We start from the raw sequence: 23466 nt of genomic DNA on the forward strand, positions 1-23466 counted from the left end.
CCAGTTCGCTGCGTCCCCGTCACCCGGGCCGGGCGGTTTCGGGTCGACCGGGGTGGGGTAGGCGAACTGCGATGAGGTGGACACGACAGTCGGTCTCGCGAGACAGGACGATCGAAACCCTCGTGGTGTCCGCGAAAATGGCGGGTGCCGCGGCGGCGGCGTGGATTCTGGCCACCGAACTGCTGTCGATGTCGCAGCCTTTCCTCGCTCCCTACGCAGCGGTGTTCCTGATCGAGGTGACGATCAGCCGAAGCCTGCGCTCGGCGGCCGAGCAGATCGCCACGGTGACCGCAGGGGTTCTCGTCGCGGCACTCGTGGTTCGCATCGTCGGCCAGCCGAGTGTGGCTCTGGCGGTCAGCGTCTTCGTCGGTGCGCTCGTGGGCCGTTGGTCGAAGTTCGGTACGAGCGGAATCTGGATACCGGTGACCGCGCTGCTGATGGTCACCTACGGATCGGCATCCGATCCGGTCGCCTTGGTGGACAGGATCGTCGAGCTCGCGGTCGGTGCCGCAGTCGGTGTGGCGGTGAACGCTCTCGCAGCACCGCCGCTGTACTGGCGGCAATCACAACACGCGGTGGAGTCGGTGTCCTCGGCCGCGGGATCCCTGTTGCGGGACGTCGCCCGCGGTCTCGACCTCGAGCCCGACCGATTCACCGTGGACGAACGGCCTTCGCAGTGGCGAGCGCGGAGTGACGCCGTTCGAGTCGAGGTCCGGCGTGCACAGGCCGCGTTGATGTGGACCGAGGAGAGCACCCGCGGAAACCTTCGCCGGTCGGCGGTACCCACCCGAGTGAACCATCGGTGGTGGAAGGCCACGGTCGGTGCCATCGATGCCAGTTGGACCGAATGCGGCGAATTGGTCGATGCAGCCGCAGTCGGACTCGATCCGGTTCCGCCGTTCCACGCGCTCGGAGACGACGTCCGTGTCGCCGGTGCCGACTTCGTGCGTGCCCTGGCGGACGTGGTCGAGGGCCGGTGCGATGCGCGCCGTACCCAGGCGGACGTGGTCGACCGGGTCGCTGCGGCGGAAGAGACGTTGGCGGTGCTCGTGCACACGGTGGTGGCGTCCGGGCAGGGATCCGCCGGAGCGACGATGAGCGCAGGCAGGCTCGTGGGGCCGGCAACGGCAGCGCTCCGAGCGCTCACCTGACGCCTGTGTTGCTTCCGACTGCCAGGATTGAAACGCCGGGCGCTGGGTAGTCTGGCTCGGCGAACGGTAAAACGACTGCTCGGCGACGATGGGAAGTGCGGATGGCTGGGGTCAGCAAGATCGAAGAACTGGAGCGAGGTTCCGGTGCACCGGTCGAGCTGAGGGTGCGTGCAGAGGCAGACCAACTTCCTGTGGTTCGTGCCGTCGCCGAAACCCTCGCAGTGCTCAGCGACTTCACGCTCGACGACATCGCCGATGTGAAGTTGGTCGTCGACGAGGTGTGCTCGCAGCTGATCAAGGGCTCGGTCACCGATGCCGAGCTGTCGTGCATGTTCGCAGTGAGCGACTCCGGAATCCGAATTGTCGTCACCTCCACCCTGACACCCACTTCCGTACCGAAGAAGGACAGCTTCGGCTGGCACGTGCTGCAGACGTTGACCGACGCCATCGAACTGCGTGCCGACGACGCGGTCGACGACGAAGCAGGTCGCACGGTCGCGATCGACGTGGTCAAGCGGAGGAGCAAGGTCTAGTGCCTGTGCCGCACGAACGAAGCACACGGCGAGAGTCCGACGATTACAGCGACGTTGTCGCCCTGATCCAGCAGATGCAAGCGCTCGACGAGAATTCACCGCAGCGCCGAGTGCTGCGCGATCGCATCATCACCCGCTGCCTTCCTCTCGCAGAACACATCGCACGCCGCTTCGGCGGTCGCGGCGAAGCACACGAGGACCTCCTGCAGGTCTCACGCCTCGGTCTGGTGAACGCGGTCGACAGATTCGACATCGAACGTGGTTCGGATTTCGTGTCGTTCGCCGTACCCACGATCATGGGCGAGGCTCGCCGGTACTTCCGGGACGCAGGATGGTCGGTTCGGGTGCCGCGGCGCATGAAGGAACTGAACTCGATGATCTCCCAGGCGGTGGGATCGTTGTCGCAGAAGCTCGGTCGAGCTCCGACTGCCAGCGAGATCGCCGTCGAGCTCGGGATCGACGTCAAGGAAGCCTCGCAGGCGTTGCTTGCGCGCAGCGCGTATCAGACCGTCTCGGTCGACTCGGTGGTCAGCGAAGATCGATTGCCGCTGATGGACACCCTCGGTGCCGAAGATCCCGAACTCGAGAAGATGGAGAGCTATCTCGCGGTGCGCCCCGCGCTCGAGAAGTTGCCCGAGCGTGAGCGTCGCATCGTCGTGCTCAGATTCTTCGGGTCGATGACCCAGACACAGATCGCGGAGAAGGTGGGGATATCGCAGATGCATGTCTCGCGAATCCTGGCTCGCACGCTCGCTCAGCTGCGTGAGGACCTCGGCGAGGACTGACAGCGGCCGGTGGAGCTAGGCTCGCTGGATGAGCATGTACGACGACGTCGACGAGTACATCGGAGCCCGTCGGGTCACAGGCCTGGCGGCATCGCACGATTTCTCGCGGGCGGTGATCGTGGTTGCCGCACTGGACGATTCGCGGACCGAGTATCGAACGTCGTTGTGGGAGATCGATGTCGACGGTGGTTCGCCGGCCCGACGCCTCACGCACGGCGAGTGGGGCGAGAGCGCTCCGGTGTTCACCCCGGCCGGCGACTTGTTGTTCTCCCGCCGATCGAGCAAGGACGATCCGGCCCGGTTGTGGATTCTTCCTGCCTCGGGCGGTGAGGCGCGAGTGCTCGAGACTCGGTCGGCCGGTCTGAGCGAAATCCGAAGCGCCCGTTCCGGACACGCGCTGGTCGGGTTCTCGCCGGTGTTCGGATCGTCGCGCACCGATGAGGACGACGATGCCCTGCGCACCGAGCGCAAGGCGAACAAGGTGGATGCAATTCTGCACACCGGGGTTCCGGTGCGTTTCTGGGATCACGACCTCGGTCCTGCCACCCCGCATCTGTTCGCCGGATCGACCGACGGTACGACGGTGTTTCGTGATCTGACCTCGGATGCGGCCGGAGCTCTGCACGAGGCGGCGTTCGACATCAGTGCCGACGGTGCGTTCGTCGTGTCCACCTGGGCCGTACCCGGCGCTCTGGCGACCGTGCGGACGGTGCTGGTGCGCATCGACACCGCGACGGGGGAGCGCAGCACGATCGTCGACGACGTCGATGCCGATCTGGGCGCGCCGGCGATCTCGCCCGACGGTGCGTCCGTGGTGTTCGTGCGTGAATCGCTCTCCACTCCCGAGGATGCGCCTCGAATGACGCTGCAGCGCTACGACTTCGGGACTGCTTCCGTCGTCGATGTCGCGCCCGGCTGGGATCGATGGCCGATCGACCCGGTGTGGTTGCCGGACGGGTCGGGGGTGCTGGTGACCGCGGACGACGACGGCCGGTCGCCGATCTTCGTCGTCCGCGAGGGCGCTGAGCCGCGTCGGCTGACGAACACCGACGACGCCTACACCCACGTTCAGGTGTCCTCGGACGGAACCAGGGTGCTCGCACTCGCCGCGTCCTATCTGGCCGCCCCGCATCCGGTGTCGATCGATCTGTCCGACGGCACCGTTGTGGACCTCGACACCTCCATCGACCGCTGTCCGTTGCCCGGAACTCTCACCGAGATCGACACCGTCGTCGACGACGGAGCCCGGGTGCGCGGTTGGCTGGCACTGCCCGATGGGGCCTCGGACGCGGCACCCGCACCGCTGCTGCTGTGGGTGCACGGTGGTCCGCTGAGCTCGTGGAACACCTGGTCGTGGCGGTGGAATCCGTGGCTGATGGTCGCCCATGGGTACGCGGTGCTACTGCCCGATCCGGCTCTGTCCACCGGGTACGGCCAGGAGTTCGTGCAGCGCGGCTGGGGCGCGTGGGGAAAGGCCCCGTTCACCGATCTGATGGCGTTGACCGATGTCGCAGCCGCGCTACCGCACATCGACGACACCCGCACCGCGGCGATGGGCGGATCCTTCGGCGGCTACATGGCCAACTGGATCGCCGGGCACACCGACCGGTTCGACGCCATCGTCACCCACGCGAGCCTGTGGGCGCTCGATCAGTTCGGGCCGACCACCGATGCCCCGTACTACTGGGCTCGTGAGATGTCTCCGGAGATGGCGGTGGAGAACTCCCCACACCTGTTCGTCGCGGACATCGCCACGCCGATGCTGGTCATCCACGGCGACAAGGACTATCGAGTGCCGATCGGCGAGGGCCTGCGGCTGTGGTACGAACTGCTCAGCGAATCCGGCCTGCCCGCCGACGACGAGGGCAACACCGACCATCGTTTTCTCTACTTCCCGGCCGAGAACCACTGGATTCTGAGTCCCCAACACGCCAAGGTCTGGTACGAGGTGGTGCTGGCATTCCTGGCGCAGCACGTGCTGGGCGAGAGGGTGTCGATGCCTCGAATCCTCGGCCACTAGAATCGACCGGTGACCAGTTCAGCGCCAGAGCACTCAGAGAACCCCGCCGATTCGATCGACCTGCCCAAGAGCTGGGATCCCAGTGCGGTCGAGGCGGAGCTGTACCGGTCCTGGGTCGACGCCGGGTACTTCGAAGCCGACGCCACCAGCGGCAAGCCGCCCTACTCCATCGTGCTGCCCCCACCCAACGTCACGGGCAGCCTGCACATGGGTCACGCTCTCGACCACACGTTGATGGACGCGCTGAGCCGTCGCAAGCGGATGCTCGGGTACGAGGTGCTGTGGTTGCCGGGCATGGACCACGCGGGTATCGCCACCCAGACCGTCGTGGAGAAGCAGCTCGCCGCCGACGGAAAGACCAAGGAAGAGTTCGGCCGCGAGCTGTTCATCGACAAGGTCTGGGACTGGAAGCGTGAATCGGGCGGAACCATCGGTGGGCAGATGCGACGCATCGGCGACGGTGTGGACTGGAGCCGAGAGCGATTCACCATGGACGACGGCCTGTCCGAGGCCGTGCAGACCATGTTCAAGCGGATGTTCGACGACGGTCTGATCTATCGCGCCGAGCGACTGGTCAACTGGTCTCCTGTGCTGCAGACCGCCATCTCCGACATCGAGGTCAAGTTCGAGGACGTCGAGGGCGAACTCGTCTCGCTGCGATACGGCTCGCTCGACGATTCCGAGCCGCATGTCGTCGTCGCGACCACCCGAGTCGAAACGATGCTCGGCGACACCGCAGTTGCGGTTCACCCCGACGACGAGCGATACAAGGCTCTCGTCGGCACCACCCTCGAGCACCCGTTCACCGGGCGGCAGATCCCGATCATCGCCGACGACTACGTCGATCCCGAGTTCGGCACCGGTGCCGTGAAGATCACCCCGGCTCACGACCCCAACGACTTCGAGATGGGTGTGCGGCACTCGTTGCCGATGCCCTCGATCATGGACAAGGCAGGTCGGATCGCCGACACCGGAACGCAGTTCGACGGCATGGACCGTTTCGAGGCGCGCGTGAAGGTTCGTGAAGCACTGGCCGAGCAGGGCCGCGTCGTCGCCGAGAAGCGTCCCTACCTGCACAGTGTCGGCCACTCCGAGCGCAGTGGCGAGCCCATCGAGCCGCGCCTGTCGCTGCAGTGGTGGGTCAAGGTCGACACCCTGGCGAAGGCGGCCGGTGACGCAGTGCGCAACGGCGACACCGTCATTCACCCGAAGAGTCAGGAACCGCGCTGGTTCGCCTGGGTCGACAACATGCACGATTGGTGCATCTCGCGTCAGCTGTGGTGGGGTCATCGGATTCCGATCTGGTACGGACCCGACGGCGAGACCGTCTGCCTCGGACCGGGGGAGACGCCGCCCGAGGGCTGGGAGCAGGATCCCGACGTTCTCGACACCTGGTTCTCGTCCGGGCTGTGGCCGTTCTCGACGATGGGGTGGCCCGACGCCACGGCGGATCTCGAGAAGTTCTATCCCACCGGTGTTCTCGTCACCGGATACGACATCCTGTTCTTCTGGGTCGCCCGCATGATGATGTTCGGCACCTACGTCGGAGCGGACGACGCGATCACCGCGGGCAAGTCGGGGCCGCAGGTTCCGTTCCGAGATGTGTTTCTGCACGGCCTGATTCGGGACCAGTTCGGCAAGAAGATGTCGAAGTCGCGGGGCAACGGCATCGACCCCCTCGACTGGGTCGACCGTTTCGGTGCCGACGCGCTGCGCTTCACACTCGCTCGCGGCGCGAACCCCGGAGCCGACATGTCCGTGGGCGAAGACCACGCCCAGTCGTCGCGCAACTTCGCCAACAAGTTGTTCAACGCCACCAAGTTCGCTCTGATGAACGGCGCGGCACCGGCAGATCTGCCTCGGCGCGGCGAGCTGACCGACGCCGACCGATGGATCCTCGACCGGCTCGAGCAGGTTCGGGCAGAGGTGGATTCGGCGTTCGATCGGTACGAGTTCAGCAAGGCCTGCGAGGCGCTCTATCACTTCGCCTGGGACGAGGTCTGCGACTGGTACCTCGAGATCGCCAAGGTTCAGTTCGCCGACGACGCCATCGCCGCCACCACGCGCGGAGTTCTCGGTAACGTCCTCGACGCCCTGCTTCGGTTGCTGCATCCGGTGATTCCGTTCGTCACCGAAACGCTGTGGAAGGTGCTCACCGGCGGCGAGTCGCTGGTGATCGCGGCGTGGCCCACTGCCGCCACCGAGTCGTTGGATCCTGTTGCGGCACAACGCATCGAGGACATGCAGCGGCTCATCACCGAAATTCGCCGATTCCGCAGCGATCAGGGACTCAAGCCGTCCCAGAAGGTGGCGGCCCGCATCGTCGGAGTCCCCGACTCCGATCTGGACGGGCAGATTTCGGCGGTCACCGCACTGGCTCGACTGACCGAGCCCGCCGAGGACTTCGCCGCCACGGCCTCGGTGGAGGTGCGCCTGAGCAAGGCCACCGTGGTCGTCGAACTCGACACCTCGGGCACCGTCGACCTCGTCGCCGAACGGGCCCGCCTGGTGAAGGATCTGGCCGCTGCGGAGAAGGAACTGGCGCAGACCACCGGCAAGCTCGGCAACGAAGCGTTCCTCGCGAAAGCACCGGATGCGGTGGTGGACAAGATCAGAACACGCCAGACGATCGCGGGCGAAGAGATCGCACGCATCTCGGCGCGGCTCGAATCGATGGGAACCTAAGTGACCGAACCCGACGCCGCCCTGCCGCTACCTCCGCCGAGCCCGGTCGATCTGGCCGAGCTCGCCCTCGTGGAGGCCGAGCTCGACAAGCGTTGGCCCGAAACCAAGATAGAGCCGTCGACGGCTCGGATCTCGGCGCTGATGGATCTGCTCGGGTCGCCGCAGAAGGCGTACCCGTCGATTCACGTCGCCGGCACCAACGGCAAGACCTCGGTGACTCGCATGATCGATGCACTGCTCACTGCCTTCCACCGACGCACGGGCCGAACCACCAGTCCGCACCTGCAGATGGCGACCGAGCGGATCAGCATCGACGGGAGGCCCATCTCTCCGCGGCTCTACGTCGACACCTACAACGAGATCGCACCGTTCGTCGAGATGATCGACGCGCAGTCCGAGGCTGCGGGCGGACCCCGAATGAGCAAGTTCGAGGTGGTCACGGCCATGGCGTTCGCTGCGTTCGCCGAGGCCCCGGTCGAGGTCGCCGTCATCGAGGTCGGACTCGGTGGGCGTTGGGACGCCACCAACGTCGTCGACGGCGAGGTCGCCGTCATCACCCCGATCGGCCTCGATCACGTCGAGTTCCTCGGCGACGATCTCGCCGGGATCGCAGGCGAGAAGGCGGGGATCATCAAGAAGGCCCCGGAATCGCTCGTGCCGCGCGACACCGTCGCGATTCTGGCGAAGCAGCAACCAGAGGTCTCCGAGGTGCTGCTGCGGGCGGCGGTGCAGGCGGATGCTGCGGTGGCGCGGGCCGGATCGGAATTCACCGTGCTCGGGAGGCAGATCGCCGTGGGGGGCCAGCAACTGGAACTGCAGGGGCTCGGCGGGGTGTACACCGACGTTTTCCTGCCGTTGCACGGCGAGCATCAGGCGCACAATGCCTCGCTCGCACTCGCGGCGGTCGAGGCGTTCTTCGGTGCCGGTCCGGATCGCCAACTCGATCAGGACACCGTGCGCGGCGCGTTCGCGACGATCGTCAATCCGGGTCGGCTCGAGCGGGTTCGCAATGCCCCGACCGTGTTCCTCGACGCCGCGCACAACCCGCACGGGGCGGCAGCGCTCGCCGCCGCCCTCACCGACGAATTCGACTTCCGCAAACTCGTCGGCGTCGTCAGCGTCATGGCGGACAAGGACGTCGGAGCGATTCTCGACGCACTGGAACCGGTGTTCGACGACATCGTCGTCACCCACAACGGGTCGGCGCGGGCGATGGACGTGGACGCGTTGGCCGACATCGCGGTGGCCAAGTTCGGTGACGAACGCGTCGTGGTGGCGTCGACACTGCCCGATGCCCTGGAAACGGCGATCGGGCTGGCCGAGGAGGTCGCCGAGCCGGGGGAGGCCGTGTCCGGTGCCGGAGTCGTCGTGACCGGATCCGTGGTGACCGTCGGTGCAGCTCGCACTCTGTTCGGAAAGGACCCCGCGTGAGCGAAACAGAGTTCAGACCACCCACGAACGACCCGTGGAAGGGGTTCCGCGGTGTCGCGGCGGGCACCCTCGTGCTCGAAGCCATCGTGACACTGCTCGCGCTGCCGGTGGTGGCGACCCTCGGCGGCGGCGCGACCTGGTTCTCGACGACCTACATCGTGGCGTTGGCCGTCGTGATGGTCCTGGCGGCGGGCAAGCAGGGTGAGCCGTGGGCGATGAAGCTCAACCTGATTCTCCAGCTGTTCGTCGTGGCCGGGGCGGTGTTCCACCTCTCCATCGGTGCCGTCGGCCTGATCTTCATCGCGGTATGGCTGTATCTGCTGTACCTGCGCCGTGACATCACCGAGCGGATCCGACGAGGAATGTTGCCGGGGCAGCGCGACTGACCGGGGAAACCCGTCGGTTTCGGCGATGCGGCGCGCGCTGCATCGCCGGGTTCCATTACTGTCGTCTTTCGTGACCGACCGCACCCTTGTACTGATCAAGCCCGACGGAGTTGCCCGGCGTTACGTAGGAGAGATCCTCGGCCGCGTGGAGAAGAAGGGTCTGAGCATCGTCGCACTCGAGCTCAAGACCGTCTCCCGCGAATTGGCCTCGGCTCACTACGCGGAGCACGAGAGCAAGCCGTTCTTCCCCGAACTCCTCGAGTTCATCACGTCCGGACCGGTCGTGGCCGCAGTTCTCGAAGGCCCCCGCGCCATCGCGGCCTTCCGTCAGATCGCAGGCGGCACCGACCCCGTGGCCAAGGCGGTTCCCGGGACCATCCGCGGTGACCTCGCCCTGGATGGTCAGCAGAACCTGGTACACGGATCGGATTCCGTGGAATCGGCCGAGCGCGAGATCGCACTCTGGTTCCCCGGCCTCGCCTGACCGTTCCGCCGTCGACAGAAACAGCAACGTTCGTCAGCCACGCCGTACCCGTCGGAAACCCGATCGGTGCGGCGTGGCGAGTACGCATCACAGCGTGTGGGATACTCGACAACAGATCGACTCCACTGCACCAGTACGTACAGGTTTCACGCTCCACCCGAAGCCCAGGCTTCACGGAAGTTCGCTAGACCGGTGTGATGGATTCGATCGGATGACTGTCGTCTATCCGCTGCCCGTCATCGCAGATGCTCGAACGAGAGACAGGCTCGTTCGCGTTCTTGCTTGATGATCAGGCGCTCGGATCGCCGGTACACCACCATCCAGCCAGGCACTGCACACGCTGTCGTCGACCACCGAGAACTACGAAGTGGTCATCGGCTCGGGTGCGGAGCGAGACCGAACAGCTGACGTCCAACCCGACGTGAGTACACAAGGATTGCCCTCGCGTGGCCGCGTCACACCCGAAGTCGGATGGACGCGCCCGGGGGCCCGAGGAGACTACGTGGCCGATCAAAGCCCGCCCGAAGATGTACAGAACGAAAACGCAGGACGTACTGAGGCCCCCGGCCCGGTGTCGCCTGTGGAAACCGACGCGGTGTCGTCGGCGCAACCCGACACCATCGAGCTGCCGACCAGGCTGCGCGTGCACGCATTGGCGAAGATCCTGGGCGTCACCAGCAAGCAGCTGCTCGTCACCCTCGGTGAGCTCGGCATCGAAGCGCGCAGTGCTCAGTCGAGCCTGAGCCGTGACGTCGCCGAGTCCGTTCGTGATTCGGTCAACGGCCCCACAGCAGCAACTCCCGATTCCTCGACTGCCGAGCCGACTCCGGTACCCGATGTCGATGTGCCTGCTGCCGATGAGCCCGCAGGCGAGGTTCCGTGGACCGAGCCGCAGCTGTTCACCAGTGCGCCCGCACCGGAGCCGGAGGCGGCCCAGCCCGCGGCAACGACCGACCAGCCCACAGCTACGACGTTCGCCACCCCTCTGTTCCTGCAGCCCGCCGCTGTCGATGCTCCGGCGACGGAATCGACGGAGTCACCGGCCGAGCCTCCGGCTCGCCGTCGCCGCAGCCGTAAGGCCGCGCCCAAGGACGAGGCTGCGAACACCGAGAGCAGTGCTACTACCGACAGCAGCGAGTCCGCAGTGACGCCGGAGACCGGTGCATCCGAGGTCTCCGCCGTCGAGACCGACCGGTCCTCCTCCGATGCCGGCGAGTCGGCCGAAGCCGAGAGCTCGACCGACGGTGACGGCGACGACGATCAGTCTCAGCCTCGACGTCGCCGGCGCGGCCGTCGTGGTCGCGGACGCGGTCGCGGCGAGCAATCCTCGGACGAGTCGACCGACGAGAACTCGGACGACGATTCCGACGGGGACACCGACAGCACCGACACCACCGATTCGACCGACGCGGAGTCGAGCGACGATGCGGACTCGGACGAGTCCTCGGCAGGTGACGGGCAGCAGTCGAACTCGGGACGACGCTCGCGTCGGTCACGTACTCGCAGCCGTTCCTCCGACCGTCAGAACTCCGATTCGTCCGACTCCTCCGACGACGCGCGCACCGCGGACTCCTCGGCCGAGGACGGCGACGACGAGTCCGATTCCGGAGCCCAGGACAACTACGACGACTCCGACAACGGTGGTTCGGACGGAGACGGCTCCAGCCGCCGCCGTCGTCGCCGTCGCAGGCGCAAGACCGGAGCCGAGGCCGCTGCCGAAGGCGCGACGTCCGAGGACGATCCGCCCAACACCGTCGTGCACGAGCGTGAGCCACGCAACAAGAGTCGCGCACCCCGGGACGAGGTTCAGGGAATCACGGGTTCGACGCGCCTCGAGGCCAAGCGTCAGCGCCGCCGCGACGGGCGCGATGCCGGCCGTCGTCGTCCGCCGATCCTCACCGAGTCGGAGTTCCTGGCGCGCCGCGAATCCGTCGACCGGGTCATGGTCGTGCGCGAGAAGGCGACACCGGATCATCCGCTGACCACACAGGTTGCCGTACTCGAAGACGGCGTGCTCGTCGAGCATTTCGTCACCAGCAGTGCCACCGCGTCGATGGTCGGCAACGTGTACCTGGGCCGCGTCCAGAACGTGCTGCCCAGTATGGAAGCAGCGTTCATCGACATCGGCCGAGGCCGTAACGGTGTGCTGTACGCAGGCGAGGTCAACTGGGACGCTGCCGGTCTCGGGGGGAGCGCGCGCAAGATCGAGCAGGCCCTCAAGCCGGGCGATCAGGTTCTCGTGCAGGTCAGCAAGGACCCAGTGGGGCACAAGGGTGCTCGCCTGACGACGCAGCTCTCGCTCGCCGGTCGCTTCCTCGTCTACGTGCCAGGTGGAAGCTCCACCGGTATCAGCCGCAAGCTGCCCGATACCGAGCGCAAGCGGCTCAAGGAGATCCTCCGCGACATCGTGCCTCCCGAGGCAGGCGTCATCATCCGCACCGCAGCGGAAGGCGTCAGCGAAGAAGAGCTCGCACGTGACGTGACTCGCCTGCAGGCGCAGTGGGCCAGCATCGAAGAACGCTCGGCCAACGCCGAAACCGGCAAGGGCGTGCAACCGCAGACGTTGTACGAAGAGCCCGACATGCTGGTCAAGGTCATCCGAGACCTGTTCAACGAGGACTTCTCCAAGCTCGTCATCGAGGGCGACAAGGCATGGACGACGACGTCCAACTACGTCGAGACCGTCGCCCCGGACATGATGGAGCGGCTGCACCGCTACGAGGCGGACGGCAGTTCGGTCGACGTCTTCGCTGCTCACCGCATCGACGAGCAGCTGGCCAAGGCTCTCGATCGCAAGGTCTGGCTGCCCTCGGGCGGCACCCTGGTGATCGATCGCACCGAGGCGATGACCGTCGTCGACGTCAACACCGGCAAGTTCACCGGCTCCGGCGGCAACCTCGAAGAGACGGTCACCCGCAACAACATCGAGGCGGCCGAGGAAGTCGTTCGCCAGATGCGTCTGCGAGACATCGGCGGCATGATCGTCGTCGACTTCATCGACATGGTGCTCGAGTCCAACCGCGATCTCGTACTGCGGCGCCTGACCGAGTCCCTCGGACGCGACCGGACTCGCCATCAGGTGTCCGAGGTGACCTCGCTCGGACTGGTGCAGATGACCCGCAAGAAGCTCGGTACGGGGCTCGTCGAGGCGTTCTCCACCACGTGCGAGCACTGCCAGGGTCGCGGCATCGTCGTGCACCCGTTCCCCGTCGATGAAAAGCCTGACAACGACGGCGGACGGTCGAGTTCGTCGCGGTCCGACAGCAGCAACTCGGGAACGAGCAGCAGGCGTCGACGTGGCAAGGACAACAAGGCCGACGGCAACGATCGGTCGGACGGTGGCGACCGGGCGTCCTCGAACGATCGGACAGGCACGGCAGACGGTCACGAGCACCCCGTGGTCGATCCGTCGATCAAACGAGCGCACCCGGTGGCGCTGGCCATGGCCGCGCATCATGACGACGTGGTCGCCGACGTCAGCCCGGCCGATGTCGAGACACCGGCACCGGCCGAAGCTGCCAGCGGCGACGCAGTGGTGACCGTGGTCTCCGCCGACGACGTGGACGTAGCGGCCGCGTCGGTTGCCGACGCCGAGACCGAGGCCACCGAAGTCGACACGCCCGCCGAGACTGCGGCCGACGAGCCGTCGGCTCCGGTGGCTGCCAAGGCTCGACGCGGACGGCGGGTGGCCCGCAAGGCTGCCGCGCCGACCGGCACTGCACCCGACGCGGGCATGGTCATCGTCGTACCCGCCACGGACGACTCGGGGGACGCCACGTCTTCCGACCAGGCCGGGACGGCACCCGACGAGCCGTCGGCACCGCTCACTGCGGCGGCCGAGCAGCCAACGGAGCCGGTCGAGGTGCCTACCGCACGTCCTCGCAGACGGCGCGCAGCAGCGCGGCCTGCAGGTCCACCGGTGGACGTCGATGCCTAGCAGAGCAGGGCAGTTTGACCCTGGCCGTCTCCCTGCCGTAACCTTGATAAGTCGCTCCCGGTGACACCGTTCTGCCGTGCCGTAGTGGTGCTGTAGGAAACAACGGTTCTCGAGCGGGTCGGAATGATCATCATCCCGACCGGCCGATAGGGAGCAAGCAAACACGTTTTACCAGACCAGTCGTGTTGCCATGCGCAATGCGAGCAAGTTCGAAGAAGCAAGGGGTAGCCCTCCGATGGCAACGTACGCGATCGTCAAGACCGGCGGAAAGCAGTACAAGGTCGCTGTTGGTGACCTCGTCAAGGTCGAGAAGATCGAGGGAGCGCCCGGCACTGCTGTCTCGCTTGCTCCGGTCCTCGTCGTAGACGGATCCGACCTGACCACCGATGCAGACAAGCTGGCGAAGATCTCGGTCGCCGGTGAGATCGTCGAGCACACCAAGGGCCCGAAGATCCGCATCCACAAGTTCAAGAACAAGACCGGATACCACAAGCGTCAGGGACACAGGCAGAAGCTCACTGTCCTCAAGGTCACCGGCATCAAGTAACCAGGTCCCTTCGGACCCGCGTTCTCCCAAGCTGATTCACCCCGAGGAGGGTATGCAACATGGCACACAAGAAGGGCGCATCGAGCTCCCGTAACGGTCGCGACTCGAACGCTCAGCGCCTCGGCGTCAAGCGTTTCGGCGGCCAGACCGTAGGCGCAGGCGAGATCCTGGTTCGTCAGCGCGGCACTCACTTCCACCCCGGCGTCAACGTCGGCCGTGGCGGCGACGACACCCTGTTCGCACTCGCCCCGGGCGCAGTCGAATTCGGTGCCAAGCGCGGTCGCAAGACCGTGAACATCGTTCCGGTCGCTGTAGAGGCCTAGTCCTTCTGCAGCGCTCGCGCCCACGATGGCCGACGCGACCGGGCAACTGCTCGAGTCGACCATCCACGGCGTACGTTCACAGCTCCCGATAGGGGCGGACCAGGGTCATGAGACCGGTCCGCCCCTATCGCTTTTTTCTCCCGCTTTTTCTTTCACGAAAGGATCGAAGACAGCTATGTCACGATTCATCGACCGCGTGGTGCTGCACGTCAGCGCCGGCAAAGGTGGCAACGGCTGCTCTTCGGTTCACCGCGAGAAGTTCAAGCCTCTTGGTGGCCCCGACGGTGGCAACGGAGGACAGGGCGGCGGAGTCGTGTTCGTCGTCGACAGCAACGTCCACACTCTGCTCGACTTCCACTTCTCCAGCCATGCCAAGGCAGGCAACGGAACTCAGGGCATGGGCGGCAACCGCGAGGGTGCCAACGGCGAGGACCTGATCCTCAAGGTTCCCGACGGCACCGTCGTGCTCGACAAGAAGGGCAACGTCCTCGCCGACATGATCGGCGAGGGAACACGTTTCGACGCCGCTCCGGGCGGCCGCGGTGGACTCGGCAACGCAGCTCTCGCATCGAAGGCTCGACGTGCCCCCGGATTCGCACTGCTCGGCGAAGAGGGCGTCGAGCGCGAACTCGTCCTCGAACTCAAGTCCGTCGCCGATGTGGGCCTCGTCGGTTTTCCGTCGGCCGGTAAGTCGTCGCTGGTCTCGGTGCTGTCCGCAGCGAAGCCGAAGATCGCCGATTACCCCTTCACCACACTGGTGCCCAACCTCGGTGTCGTATCCAGCGGCGACACCACCTTCACCGTCGCCGACGTTCCCGGGTTGATCCCCGGAGCGAGTCAGGGCCGAGGTCTCGGACTGGACTTCCTGCGTCACCTCGAACGCTGTGCCGTTCTCGCACACGTCGTCGATTGCGCCACACTGGATCCCGGCCGCGATCCGATCTCCGATGTCGACGCCCTCGAAGCCGAGTTGGCCGCGTACAAGCCGGCTCTGTCCGGAGATGCCAGCCTCGGCGATCTGGCCGATCGGCCCCGCATCGTGGTGTTGAACAAGGCCGACATTCCGGAGGGTGCCGAGCTCGCCGAGATGGTCACCGCCGAGTTCGAGTCCCGTGGTTGGCCCGTGTACACCATCTCCGCGGTGACGCGTGCCGGTCTCAAGCCGCTGACGTTCGCGTTGGCGAAGCTCGTCGAGGAGTACCGCACCGCGCATCCGGCTCCCGAGCCGCGGCGTCAGGTGCTGCGCCCGGTCGCTCGCAACGACGACAGCTTCAAGGTCGTCAAGGATCCGGATATCCCGGACGGCTTCATCGTTCGCGGTACCCGACCGGAGCGGTGGGTGCGCCAGACGCAGTTCACCAACGACGAGGCCGTCGGCTACCTCGCCGACCGTCTCGCGCGGCTCGGCGTCGAGGACGCCCTCATCAAGGCAGGCGCTCAGCCCGGTGCTTCGGTGACCATCGGCGACGTGTCGTTCGACTGGGAGCCGCAGACCCCGGCCGGTGTCGAGATCACGATGACGGGCCGTGGCACCGATGCCCGCCTGGATCAGGTCGAGCGCATCGGCGCATCCGAACGCAAGCATGCCCGCCAGGTACGTCGCGGGCTCGACACCGAACAGGAGTAGCCGTGGTGGCGGTGCGTGAATCCGATTCGCTCGCAGAGGCTCTCACCGATACCCGTCGCACGATCGCCGATGCCAAGCGCATCGTGGTCAAGATCGGTTCCTCGGCTCTCACCAGCCTCGATACCGGTCTCGATCTGGGCCGACTCGATCTGCTCGCCGACGCCATCGAATCTCGGATGCGCAGCGGGACGGACGTGGTGGTCGTGTCCTCCGGCGCGATCGGCGCAGGGATGGCACCTCTGGGCCTGACCAAGCGTCCACGAGACCTGGCGACCAAACAGGCTGCTGCGAGCGTCGGTCAGCTCGCTCTGGTTCATGCGTGGAGCTCGTCGTTCCACCGGTACGGGCGCACGGTGGGGCAGGTTCTGCTCACTGCCGAGGACATCGCGCGGCGAACCAACCATCGCAATGCTCAGCGCACCCTGGATCGACTGCGCTCACTCGGTGCTGTGGCCATCGTCAACGAGAACGACACGGTCGCCACGGCGGAGATCAGGTTCGGCGACAACGATCGCCTGGCTGCCCTGGTCGCCCACCTCGTCGGAGCGGACGCATTGTTCCTGCTCTCGGACGTGGACGGGTTGTACGACGGTGATCCCCGCAAGGGCAAGGCCACACTGATCCCGGAGGTGACCAGCCCCGAGGATCTCGACGGCGTCGTCGCCGGTTCGGGCGGAGCGCTCGGCACCGGCGGAATGGCGTCCAAGCTGTCCGCTGCGCGTCTCGCGGCCGATGCCGGTGTTCCGGTGCTGCTGGCTGCGGCATCCGATGCCGCACACGCACTGACGACGTCCGAGGTGGGCACCGCCTTCGCTGCACGGCCGACGCGGCTGTCGGCTCGCAAGTTCTGGGTCCGTCACGCCGCCGATGCCGCGGGAGAATTGCACCTCGACGCGGGTGCCGTGCGTGCGGTGGTCGAGCGGCGACGGTCGTTGTTGTCCGCTGGTGTCACGTCGGTGACGGGATCTTTCCACGGCGGCGACGTGGTCTCGTTGGTCGACCACGGCGGCGTCCTGGTGGCTCGCGGGGTCGTCGCGTACGACTCGGCGGAGCTGGCCGGAATGCTCGGGCGGTCCACAGGGGAGTTGGCCGCGGAGCTACAACGACCTGTGGTTCATGCCGACGATCTGGTTCCTGCCTGATCGAGGTCGTCGGCCAGCGCGGTCGCCACCTCAGAGCAACCGGCATGGACTGTGAGAGAAGCGAATTCGTCGCCGCGGGTGGTACCGCGGTTGACTATGACGATCGGCTTCGACTTCTTGGACGCGTGCCTGACGAACCGCAGGCCGGACATCACGGTCAGCGAGGATCCGAGCACCAACAACGCATCGCTTCGGTCGACCAGATCGTATGCCTCGGCGACACGCGGCTTGGGAACACTCTCACCGAAGTAGACGATGTCGGGTTTCAGTATGCCCGAACATGATTCGCAGTCGACCATTCTGAAGTGCGCGGTCGAGGAGATGATCGCGTCGGCATCGGGGGCGATCTCGACGCCGTTTGCGGGTGCAACCGACTCGAGGAAACCCGGATTGGCACGATCGAGTCGCCGGGCCAGTTCGAAACGCGAGATCAATCGCTCGCAGTTCAGGCAGCGAACGCGGGCGTAGACGCCGTGCAGGTCGATGACGTTTCGGCTGCCCGCCTTGGTGTGCAGCATGTCGACGTTCTGGGTGATGATGCCGGTGACGACGCCGGCCCGTTCGAGTCGGGCGAGTGCTCGGTGCCCGTCGTTGGGTACCGCGGCATCCATGTGTCGCCACCCGACGTGGTTGCGTGCCCAGTAGTGCCGACGAAATTCGGCGTCACCGATGAACTGCTGGAATGTCATCGGGTTACGCGGGGGTGACTGCGGACCGCGGTAATCGGGAATGCCGGAGTCGGTGGACATGCCTGCGCCGCTCACGACGGTGACCGTCCTGCCCTCGAGCAGAGAAGTCAGCTGCTCGTACAGGACTGCGGACACAGGAGATGCATTCACTTCGTCCAGGATAGCGATCCATTGCCCGATGAGCACCGTATCGACGCCTACGGCCCGCACCCGACGCGGAAGCGTCGGTGCGGGCCGTCAGGGACGTACTGGTGCTACGCGGGTACCTCGACGAGGGGGTACACGCCGTTCTCGTCGTGCGTCTCGTTGCCGACGACCGGGGGATTGAACACGCACAGCATGCGCATCGTGGTACGCGGCTCGACGGTGTGGCGCTCGTGTCCGTTGAGCAGGTACATCGATCCCGCACCGAGCTCGTAGGTTTCTCCGGTCTCGCGGTCGGTGAGCGTTCCCTCGCCCTCGATCAGCCAGACAGCCTCGACGTGGTTGGCGTAGTGGAAGTTGTTCACCGTGCCGGCCTGAATCGTGGTCTCGTGGAACGAGAATCCGACCTTGTCGCCGCCGAGAATGATTCTCTTGCTGCGCCAGTTGCCGTCTTCGCTCTCGATGTCGCGATCGGTACCGGTGATCTCCTGGGTGGTGCGAACGATCATGCGATGTCCTCCTTCGATGTCGGTTGCTGCGGACGGACGGTCAGGAAAGCACCTTGGCGACGGCGCTCTCGATGACGTCCAGACCGCGGTCCAGCTCGTCCAACGTCGTGGTCAACGGTGGGAGCAGCTTGACGACTTCGTCCTTCGGTCCTGCCGTCTCCACGAGCAGATGCTCGTCGTAGCAGAGCTGTGAGACCTTGCCGGCCAACTCGGCGTCGTCGAACACCAGTGCCTGGACCATGCCGCGGCCGCGAGTGGAGATGCCGTCGAACTTTGCGCAGAGCTTGATGAAACGATCCTGGATGTGCTCGCCCTTGGCGAGGATCTCCTTCTCGAAGCTGTCATCGGACCAGTAGTGGTCGATGGCGGCCTTCGCCGTGACGAACGAGGGGTTGAAGCCGCGGAAGGTGCCGTTGTGCTCGCCCGGTGACCACACGTCCAGCTCGGGCTTGAACAGGGTCAGTGCCAGCGGCATACCGTAACCGCCGATGGACTTGGACAGCGTGACGATGTCCGGGGTGATGCCGGCTTCCTCGAACGAGAAGAACTGTCCGGTGCGACCGCAGCCCATCTGGACGTCGTCGACGATCAGCAGGATCTCGCGACGCGAGCACAGCTCGGCCAACGCGCGCAGCCATTCGGGGCGCGCCACATTGATGCCGCCCTCACCCTGGATGGTTTCCACGATCACTGCGGCCGGGCGGTTGAACCCGCTGCCCGAGTCGTCGAGTACGCGCTCGAACCACTGGAAGTCCTCGGTGACTCCTCCGAAGTAGTTGTCGTACGGCATCGGAGTGGTGTGCACCAACGGAATTCCGGCGCCGGCACGCTTCATCGAGTTGCCGGTGACCGACAGCGCGCCGAGTGTCATGCCGTGGAATGCGTTGGTGAAGTTGATGATCGCCTCACGCCCGGTGACCTTGCGTGCCAACTTCAGGGCCGCCTCGACGGTGTTGGTGCCCGTCGGTCCGGGGAACTGAACCTTGTAGTCCAGGCCGCGGGGGTCGAGGATGTTCTTCTTGAACGACTCGAGGAATTCGCGCTTGGCGACCGTGGACATGTCCAGTCCGTGGGTGATGCCGTCGCTGGTGATGTAGTCCACCAACGCGCCCTTGATCAAGTCGTTGTTGTGGCCGTAGTTCAGTGCGCCTGCGCCACCGAAGAAGTCGAGGTAGTCGTTGCCGTCCTCATCGGTGATCACCGAGTTCTTCGCGGTGGAGAACACGGCGGGCCACTGGCGGCTGTAGCTCCGCACTCCGGACTCGACGGTCTCGAACACATCGGGCTTCTCTGTTGTGACGGTGTTCTTTTCGGTCATGTTCTGCTTGTTCCTTTCGTAATTCCGCGATGCGTCGGGGCCTACGGTGTAGAGCTCCTCCGCTTCGTGGCTATCAGGGAAATCGTTGGGCGCGAACAAATCCGACTTGACGATGTCGGTGCCTCGCTTACGTGCGAGGCTCGTGAAGGTTGCGATGGACGCTTCGTTGTCCGGGCTGATCGTCGTTTCCAGATGCGTGATGCCCTGTGGCTCGAGGCGGTCGAGCAGCTCCATCAGCATGCGACCGGCAAGTCCCTTGCCACGCTGGTCCGCATCCACGGCGACCTGCCACACGAACAGTGTGCGGGGGGCGTCCTGGCGGATGTATCCGGTGACGAAACCGACTGCGCGGCCGTCGATGTCGGATACGACGGTGGTGGCCGCGAAATCACGGCACCACAACACGTACGAGTAGCTGGAATTGAGATCCAGAACTCGCGAATCTCTTGCGATCTCCCAGAGCCGGACTCCGTCGGAGATCTGTGGCTTACGAAACTTCACTGCGTCCGGCGCAGTGAGCGGGGTACCTCTCAGCAATGCGGGCTTCATAGGAAAACCAAACGTAACAAGGTCGCCGAGGCATATCGAGTGAGTCCGCAGATCGACCCCCGAAACGGACATGCTTCCCCTGGTTAACCACCGATTGTGATGATGGTCACACTTTCCTGACCCAGCTGGCTGTACCCAGCGCTGCAGAAATCAAACCAGGCAATTTCGACCGGTCGTCATTTCGGTGTTGCGAGAGCGAACGGCAACACCGCCGAGGCGCCCGCTGACGTCAGAGCCGACGCCGCACAGGTGAACGTCCACCCCGTGTCGGTGACCAGATCGATCAACAGGATCGGTCCCGTCACGGACGATACGTCCGGAACGTCCCACGAGTCCACCAGCCCGGCGACCCGAAAGGCCGAATTGGCGGCCGACACGGGTGGATGACCTGCCCTGACCTGCATCACCCCGAGATCCTCCAATTTGCCGACCGATGCCAATCGCGCGGCGATCGACCGCACCAGGAGCGGGTGGGTAGGGGAGTCGAGAGCCAGAACGGCAGTGGGCCGCTGCTTCCAATCCCAGTTGGCGAGCACGGTGATGCACGCCTTCTCCAGTGCATCGGTGGCCGGAGCGTCGGGCGCATCGAGCAGGGCACGCAGTCGGCTGCCCCAGCCCAGGTCGGTGAGCCGGCCCAGTACGCGCCCGGGTTCGTGGGGGTCGGAGATCTTGCCCGAGAGCGAGACACCGAGCTTCTTCATACCGCTGGGCCACTGCTTTCTGGGCTGCAGGTCGATGCCCGGCCGATCCAATCGTGCCCTCGCCGAGTCGACCGAGGCCGCATCCACCGAGGCGGACAGGTGCTCACCCGTGCAGTTGTCGCACCGCCCGCATCGGTCGGACTCGCTACCGGGTGCGCCCAGGTCCGGGTCGTCGAGCTGTCTCCGCAAGAACTCCATCCGGCAGCCGTCGGTGCCCTGGTAGTCGATCATGGCCTGCTGTTCGCGGTCCCTGGCCTGCTCGAGACGCTCGTAGCGGGACGCGTCGTACGTCCATTGCTCCCCGGTCGCCATCCAGCCGCCACGAACGCGTCTGACCGCGCCGTCGACGTCGAGCACTTTCAGTACCATCTCGAGCCTGCTGCGGTTCAGCTCGACCAGCGGCTCCAGTGCCTGCGTCGACTGAGCCTTCTCGGTGTTCAAGGCATCGATGACCTGCCGCACCAGATGTTCGCGGGGGAAGGCGACCGAGGCGAAGTAGCTCCAGATCTGCCGATCCTCGTGGCCGGGAAGCAGCACCACATCGGCTCGTTCCGTGGCGCGACCGGCACGCCCGACCTGCTGGTAGTACGAAATCGGAGACGACGGTGCCCCCATGTGCACCACGAAACCGAGGTCGGGCTTGTCGAAGCCCATGCCCAATGCGGACGTGGCGACCAGGGCCTTGACTCGGTTGGCCAGCAGGTCACTTTCGAGCGACTCGCGTTCGGTCGGGTCCGTCTGGCCGGTGTACGAGGCCACGACGTGTCCCTGATCGGTCAGCAGCGCCGCCAGGTCCTTGGCCGCCGACACCGTCAGGGTGTAGATGATTCCCGAACCGGGCAGCGTCTTCAGATGATCGCCGAGCCACGCCGCCCGTTCGGTGGCGTTGTCGATCTTCACCACGGCCATGCGCAGAGAGTCGCGTGCGAGCCCGCCGCGCAGGACGAGTGTGTCTCCGCCGCCGACACCCAACTGCGCCGCGACGTCGTCCACCACGCGGTCGTTCGCCGTCGCCGTGGTCGCGAGTACGGGGATACCGTCGCGCAACTCGGCGATCAGAGTTCTGATTCGTCGGTAGTCGGGTCGAAAGTCGTGGCCCCAATCGGAGACGCAGTGAGCTTCGTCGACCACGACGAGGCCCGCGTCCCCGGCCAGGGACGGCAGTACCTGATCGCGGAAATCGGGATTGTTCAATCGCTCCGGACTGACCAGCAGCACGTCGAGTTCACCGGAGTTGACCTGCTGATGAATGTCGTCCCATTCGGTCATGTTGCCGGAGTTGATGGTGGCGGCGCGCACGCCCGCCCGCTCGGCGGAGGCAACCTGGTTGCGCATCAGCGCCAACAGCGGAGAGACGATGACCGTCGGACCCAGGCCCTGCGCGCGCAGCAGCTTAGCCGCGATGAAGTAGACCGCCGACTTGCCCCAACCGGTCCGCTGCACCACCAGCGCCCGCCGCCGATGCACCACGAGGGCCTCGATGGCCGTCCACTGGTCTTCGCGCAGCACTGCATCGGGGCCGGCGAGTTCGCGCAACAGTTCCTCGGCGCTCTCGCGCAAGTTCCCGGTCGTGGGCTCCGTGGTCGTTGTCATAGGCTCCATCGTGCAGTAGGCATCCGACATCAAACACGGGCCGGTCGGAAACGGTCGGACCGAGCAGCCCGAAAGGATCATCGGTGGTCGATCCCGATTCCGATTCGATGCCGGCCGACCAGGGACCCGTGCACCGTCACCTGTGGGCACTGGCAGTGGTGTTCGTCGGCGGAGCGGCGGGTACGGCAGTCCGCTACGTGATCGAGGAGCAGCTCCCGCATTCGGCATCGCAGTGGCCGACGGCGACCTTCGGCATCAACATCGCCGGTGCATTCGTGCTCGGCCTTCTGCTCGAGTCACTGGTTCGCGGTGGGCCCGATGCGGGAAATCGGCGCAGGCTGAGGTTGCTGGCAGGTACCGGGTTCTGCGGTGCGTTCACCACGTACAGCACCTTCGCCCTCGAGACGGTCGAAGGGTTCCGGAGTGGTTTCACCGGGGTGGCCGTGGCCTACGCAGTGGTCAGCGTGATTGTCGGCATACTCGCCGCCTGGGCCGGAATCGCACTGGCAGGCAGAGTGGTTCGATGATCGCGCTGTGGATCGCAGTGGCCGGCGGGCTGGGGGCAGTCGTTCGCTTCGTCGTCGATGCGGAAGTGAAGTCACGTCTCGCGGCACGGACGAGCTTTCCGTGGGCGACACTCGGCATCAACGTGTCCGGGTCGTTCCTGCTGGGGGTGCTGGCCGGATGGGTGATGTTCCGAGCCGGCTCGACCGACGTCCAAGCCGTCATCGGCACCGGGTTCTGCGGCGGGTACACCACGTTCAGCACGGCGAGTGTCGAGACCGTCCGGTTGCTACAGCAAGGGCGTCGACGCGATGCCGCAGTCAACGCAATCGTCTCGCTGCTGGCGTCCGTCCTCGCTTGCGGCGGTGGTCTGGCCCTCGCGTCGATGTGAGGTCGGAAACCATGATG

At 65.7% G+C, this 23466-nt stretch carries 19 protein-coding genes and 1 pseudogene; 15 read left to right on the plus strand and 5 right to left on the minus strand.

All coding sequences use genetic code 11. The features are described from left to right. Window positions 1-71: 71 nt before the first annotated feature. The 13 genes from NY08_RS25035 to proB all read left to right on the plus strand — a co-directional run bounded on the left by NY08_RS25035 (window position 72) and on the right by proB (window position 17051). Window positions 72-1151 (plus strand): FUSC family protein, encoded by a 1080-nt coding sequence (locus NY08_RS25035; RefSeq protein WP_052049347.1) that lies wholly within the window; start codon window positions 72-74, stop codon window positions 1149-1151. A 101-nt stretch (window positions 1152-1252) separates the two neighbouring features. Further along, on the plus strand, window positions 1253-1684 hold the full coding sequence (locus NY08_RS01965; protein WP_045194606.1) for an ATP-binding protein: 432 nt from the start codon (window positions 1253-1255) through the stop codon (window positions 1682-1684). Next, a complete protein-coding gene (locus tag NY08_RS01970; RefSeq protein WP_045194608.1) occupies window positions 1684-2469 on the plus strand; it encodes a SigB/SigF/SigG family RNA polymerase sigma factor in 786 nt (261 codons plus the stop codon). Before NY08_RS01965 ends, NY08_RS01970 begins: the two co-directional genes overlap by 1 nt. 28 nt (window positions 2470-2497) lie before the next feature. After that, window positions 2498-4489 (plus strand): S9 family peptidase, encoded by a 1992-nt coding sequence (locus NY08_RS01975; RefSeq protein WP_045194610.1) that lies wholly within the window; start codon window positions 2498-2500, stop codon window positions 4487-4489. Between the two features lie 9 nt (window positions 4490-4498). After that, a complete protein-coding gene (locus tag NY08_RS01980) occupies window positions 4499-7174 on the plus strand; it encodes a valine--tRNA ligase (RefSeq protein WP_045194611.1) in 2676 nt (891 codons plus the stop codon). After that, complete coding sequence (folC, locus tag NY08_RS01985; RefSeq protein WP_045194613.1) at window positions 7175-8605, plus strand: bifunctional tetrahydrofolate synthase/dihydrofolate synthase; 1431 nt, start codon at window positions 7175-7177, stop codon at window positions 8603-8605. It abuts the gene before it with no gap. After that, complete coding sequence (locus tag NY08_RS01990) at window positions 8602-8991, plus strand: DUF4233 domain-containing protein (protein ID WP_032394583.1); 390 nt, start codon at window positions 8602-8604, stop codon at window positions 8989-8991. Before folC ends, NY08_RS01990 begins: the two co-directional genes overlap by 4 nt. A 70-nt stretch (window positions 8992-9061) precedes the next feature. Continuing rightward, window positions 9062-9475, plus strand: coding sequence for a nucleoside-diphosphate kinase (gene ndk / locus NY08_RS01995; protein ID WP_032394582.1), 414 nt, complete (start codon window positions 9062-9064; stop codon window positions 9473-9475). Window positions 9476-9977: 502 nt separating this feature from the next. Beyond that, window positions 9978-13412: a translation initiation factor IF-2 N-terminal domain-containing protein gene (locus NY08_RS02000; protein ID WP_052683948.1), complete on the plus strand. Its 3435-nt coding sequence runs from the start codon at window positions 9978-9980 to the stop codon at window positions 13410-13412. A gap of 235 nt (window positions 13413-13647) precedes the next feature. Beyond that, on the plus strand, window positions 13648-13959 hold the full coding sequence (gene rplU, locus NY08_RS02005) for a 50S ribosomal protein L21 (RefSeq protein WP_032394581.1): 312 nt from the start codon (window positions 13648-13650) through the stop codon (window positions 13957-13959). Between the two features lie 59 nt (window positions 13960-14018). Beyond that, window positions 14019-14282, plus strand: coding sequence for a 50S ribosomal protein L27 (gene rpmA, locus NY08_RS02010; protein ID WP_032379202.1), 264 nt, complete (start codon window positions 14019-14021; stop codon window positions 14280-14282). A gap of 175 nt (window positions 14283-14457) precedes the next feature. Further along, window positions 14458-15909: a GTPase ObgE gene (obgE, locus tag NY08_RS02015; RefSeq protein WP_045194620.1), complete on the plus strand. Its 1452-nt coding sequence runs from the start codon at window positions 14458-14460 to the stop codon at window positions 15907-15909. A 2-nt stretch (window positions 15910-15911) separates the two neighbouring features. Further along, the gene (gene proB / locus NY08_RS02020) at window positions 15912-17051 is read left to right on the plus strand and encodes a glutamate 5-kinase (protein WP_200893160.1); all 1140 of its coding nucleotides are present in this window, start codon (window positions 15912-15914) and stop codon (window positions 17049-17051) included. Here the strand turns inward: proB and NY08_RS02025 are convergent. From NY08_RS02025 to NY08_RS02040, 5 genes and pseudogenes are all read right to left on the minus strand, one after another. Beyond that, on the minus strand, window positions 17024-17890 hold the full coding sequence (locus tag NY08_RS02025; RefSeq protein ID WP_032394771.1) for a Sir2 family NAD-dependent protein deacetylase: 867 nt from the start codon (window positions 17888-17890) through the stop codon (window positions 17024-17026). The genes proB and NY08_RS02025 overlap by 28 nt on opposite strands. A gap of 104 nt (window positions 17891-17994) precedes the next feature. Next, a complete protein-coding gene (locus NY08_RS02030) occupies window positions 17995-18393 on the minus strand; it encodes an ectoine synthase (protein ID WP_032394579.1) in 399 nt (132 codons plus the stop codon). Window positions 18394-18433: 40 nt separating this feature from the next. Next, a complete protein-coding gene (gene ectB, locus NY08_RS02035) occupies window positions 18434-19711 on the minus strand; it encodes a diaminobutyrate--2-oxoglutarate transaminase (RefSeq protein ID WP_045199556.1) in 1278 nt (425 codons plus the stop codon). 48 nt (window positions 19712-19759) lie between these two features. Continuing rightward, a pseudogene (gene ectA, locus NY08_RS26365) lies at window positions 19760-20332 on the minus strand (diaminobutyrate acetyltransferase); the annotation flags it as partial. 104 nt (window positions 20333-20436) lie between these two features. Further along, window positions 20437-22554, minus strand: coding sequence for a RecQ family ATP-dependent DNA helicase (locus NY08_RS02040; RefSeq protein ID WP_045199558.1), 2118 nt, complete (start codon window positions 22552-22554; stop codon window positions 20437-20439). A 107-nt stretch (window positions 22555-22661) separates the two neighbouring features. On the opposite strand from NY08_RS02040, the gene crcB (NY08_RS02045) reads away from it, so the two are divergent. Together crcB (NY08_RS02045) and crcB (NY08_RS02050) are read left to right on the plus strand one after the other, a co-directional pair. Continuing rightward, the gene (crcB, locus tag NY08_RS02045; protein WP_045199560.1) at window positions 22662-23081 is read left to right on the plus strand and encodes a fluoride efflux transporter CrcB; all 420 of its coding nucleotides are present in this window, start codon (window positions 22662-22664) and stop codon (window positions 23079-23081) included. Further along, window positions 23078-23449 carry a fluoride efflux transporter CrcB gene (gene crcB, locus NY08_RS02050; RefSeq protein ID WP_045194623.1) on the plus strand — a complete coding sequence of 124 codons (372 nt, stop codon included), beginning with the start codon at window positions 23078-23080 and terminating at the stop codon, window positions 23447-23449. The genes crcB (NY08_RS02045) and crcB (NY08_RS02050) overlap by 4 nt, the downstream gene beginning before the upstream one ends. The last annotated feature ends 17 nt before the right edge of the window (window positions 23450-23466 follow it).

This window comes from Rhodococcus sp. B7740, from assembly GCF_000954115.1.
Classification (GTDB): Bacteria; Actinomycetota; Actinomycetes; order Mycobacteriales; family Mycobacteriaceae; genus Rhodococcoides.

Coding starts and splice junctions, on each gene's coding strand:
- NY08_RS02030 (WP_032394579.1), bottom strand. CDS start 18,393: ATGATCGTTCGCACCACCCAGGAGATCACCGGTACCGATCGCGACATC.
- NY08_RS01975 (WP_045194610.1), top strand. CDS start 2,498: ATGAGCATGTACGACGACGTCGACGAGTACATCGGAGCCCGTCGGGTC.
- NY08_RS01965 (WP_045194606.1), top strand. CDS start 1,253: ATGGCTGGGGTCAGCAAGATCGAAGAACTGGAGCGAGGTTCCGGTGCA.
- ectB (WP_045199556.1), bottom strand. CDS start 19,711: ATGACCGAAAAGAACACCGTCACAACAGAGAAGCCCGATGTGTTCGAG.
- NY08_RS02040 (WP_045199558.1), bottom strand. CDS start 22,554: ATGACAACGACCACGGAGCCCACGACCGGGAACTTGCGCGAGAGCGCC.
- crcB (WP_045194623.1), top strand. CDS start 23,078: ATGATCGCGCTGTGGATCGCAGTGGCCGGCGGGCTGGGGGCAGTCGTT.
- rpmA (WP_032379202.1), top strand. CDS start 14,019: ATGGCACACAAGAAGGGCGCATCGAGCTCCCGTAACGGTCGCGACTCG.
- crcB (WP_045199560.1), top strand. CDS start 22,662: ATGCCGGCCGACCAGGGACCCGTGCACCGTCACCTGTGGGCACTGGCA.
- obgE (WP_045194620.1), top strand. CDS start 14,458: ATGTCACGATTCATCGACCGCGTGGTGCTGCACGTCAGCGCCGGCAAA.
- rplU (WP_032394581.1), top strand. CDS start 13,648: ATGGCAACGTACGCGATCGTCAAGACCGGCGGAAAGCAGTACAAGGTC.
- NY08_RS25035 (WP_052049347.1), top strand. CDS start 72: ATGAGGTGGACACGACAGTCGGTCTCGCGAGACAGGACGATCGAAACC.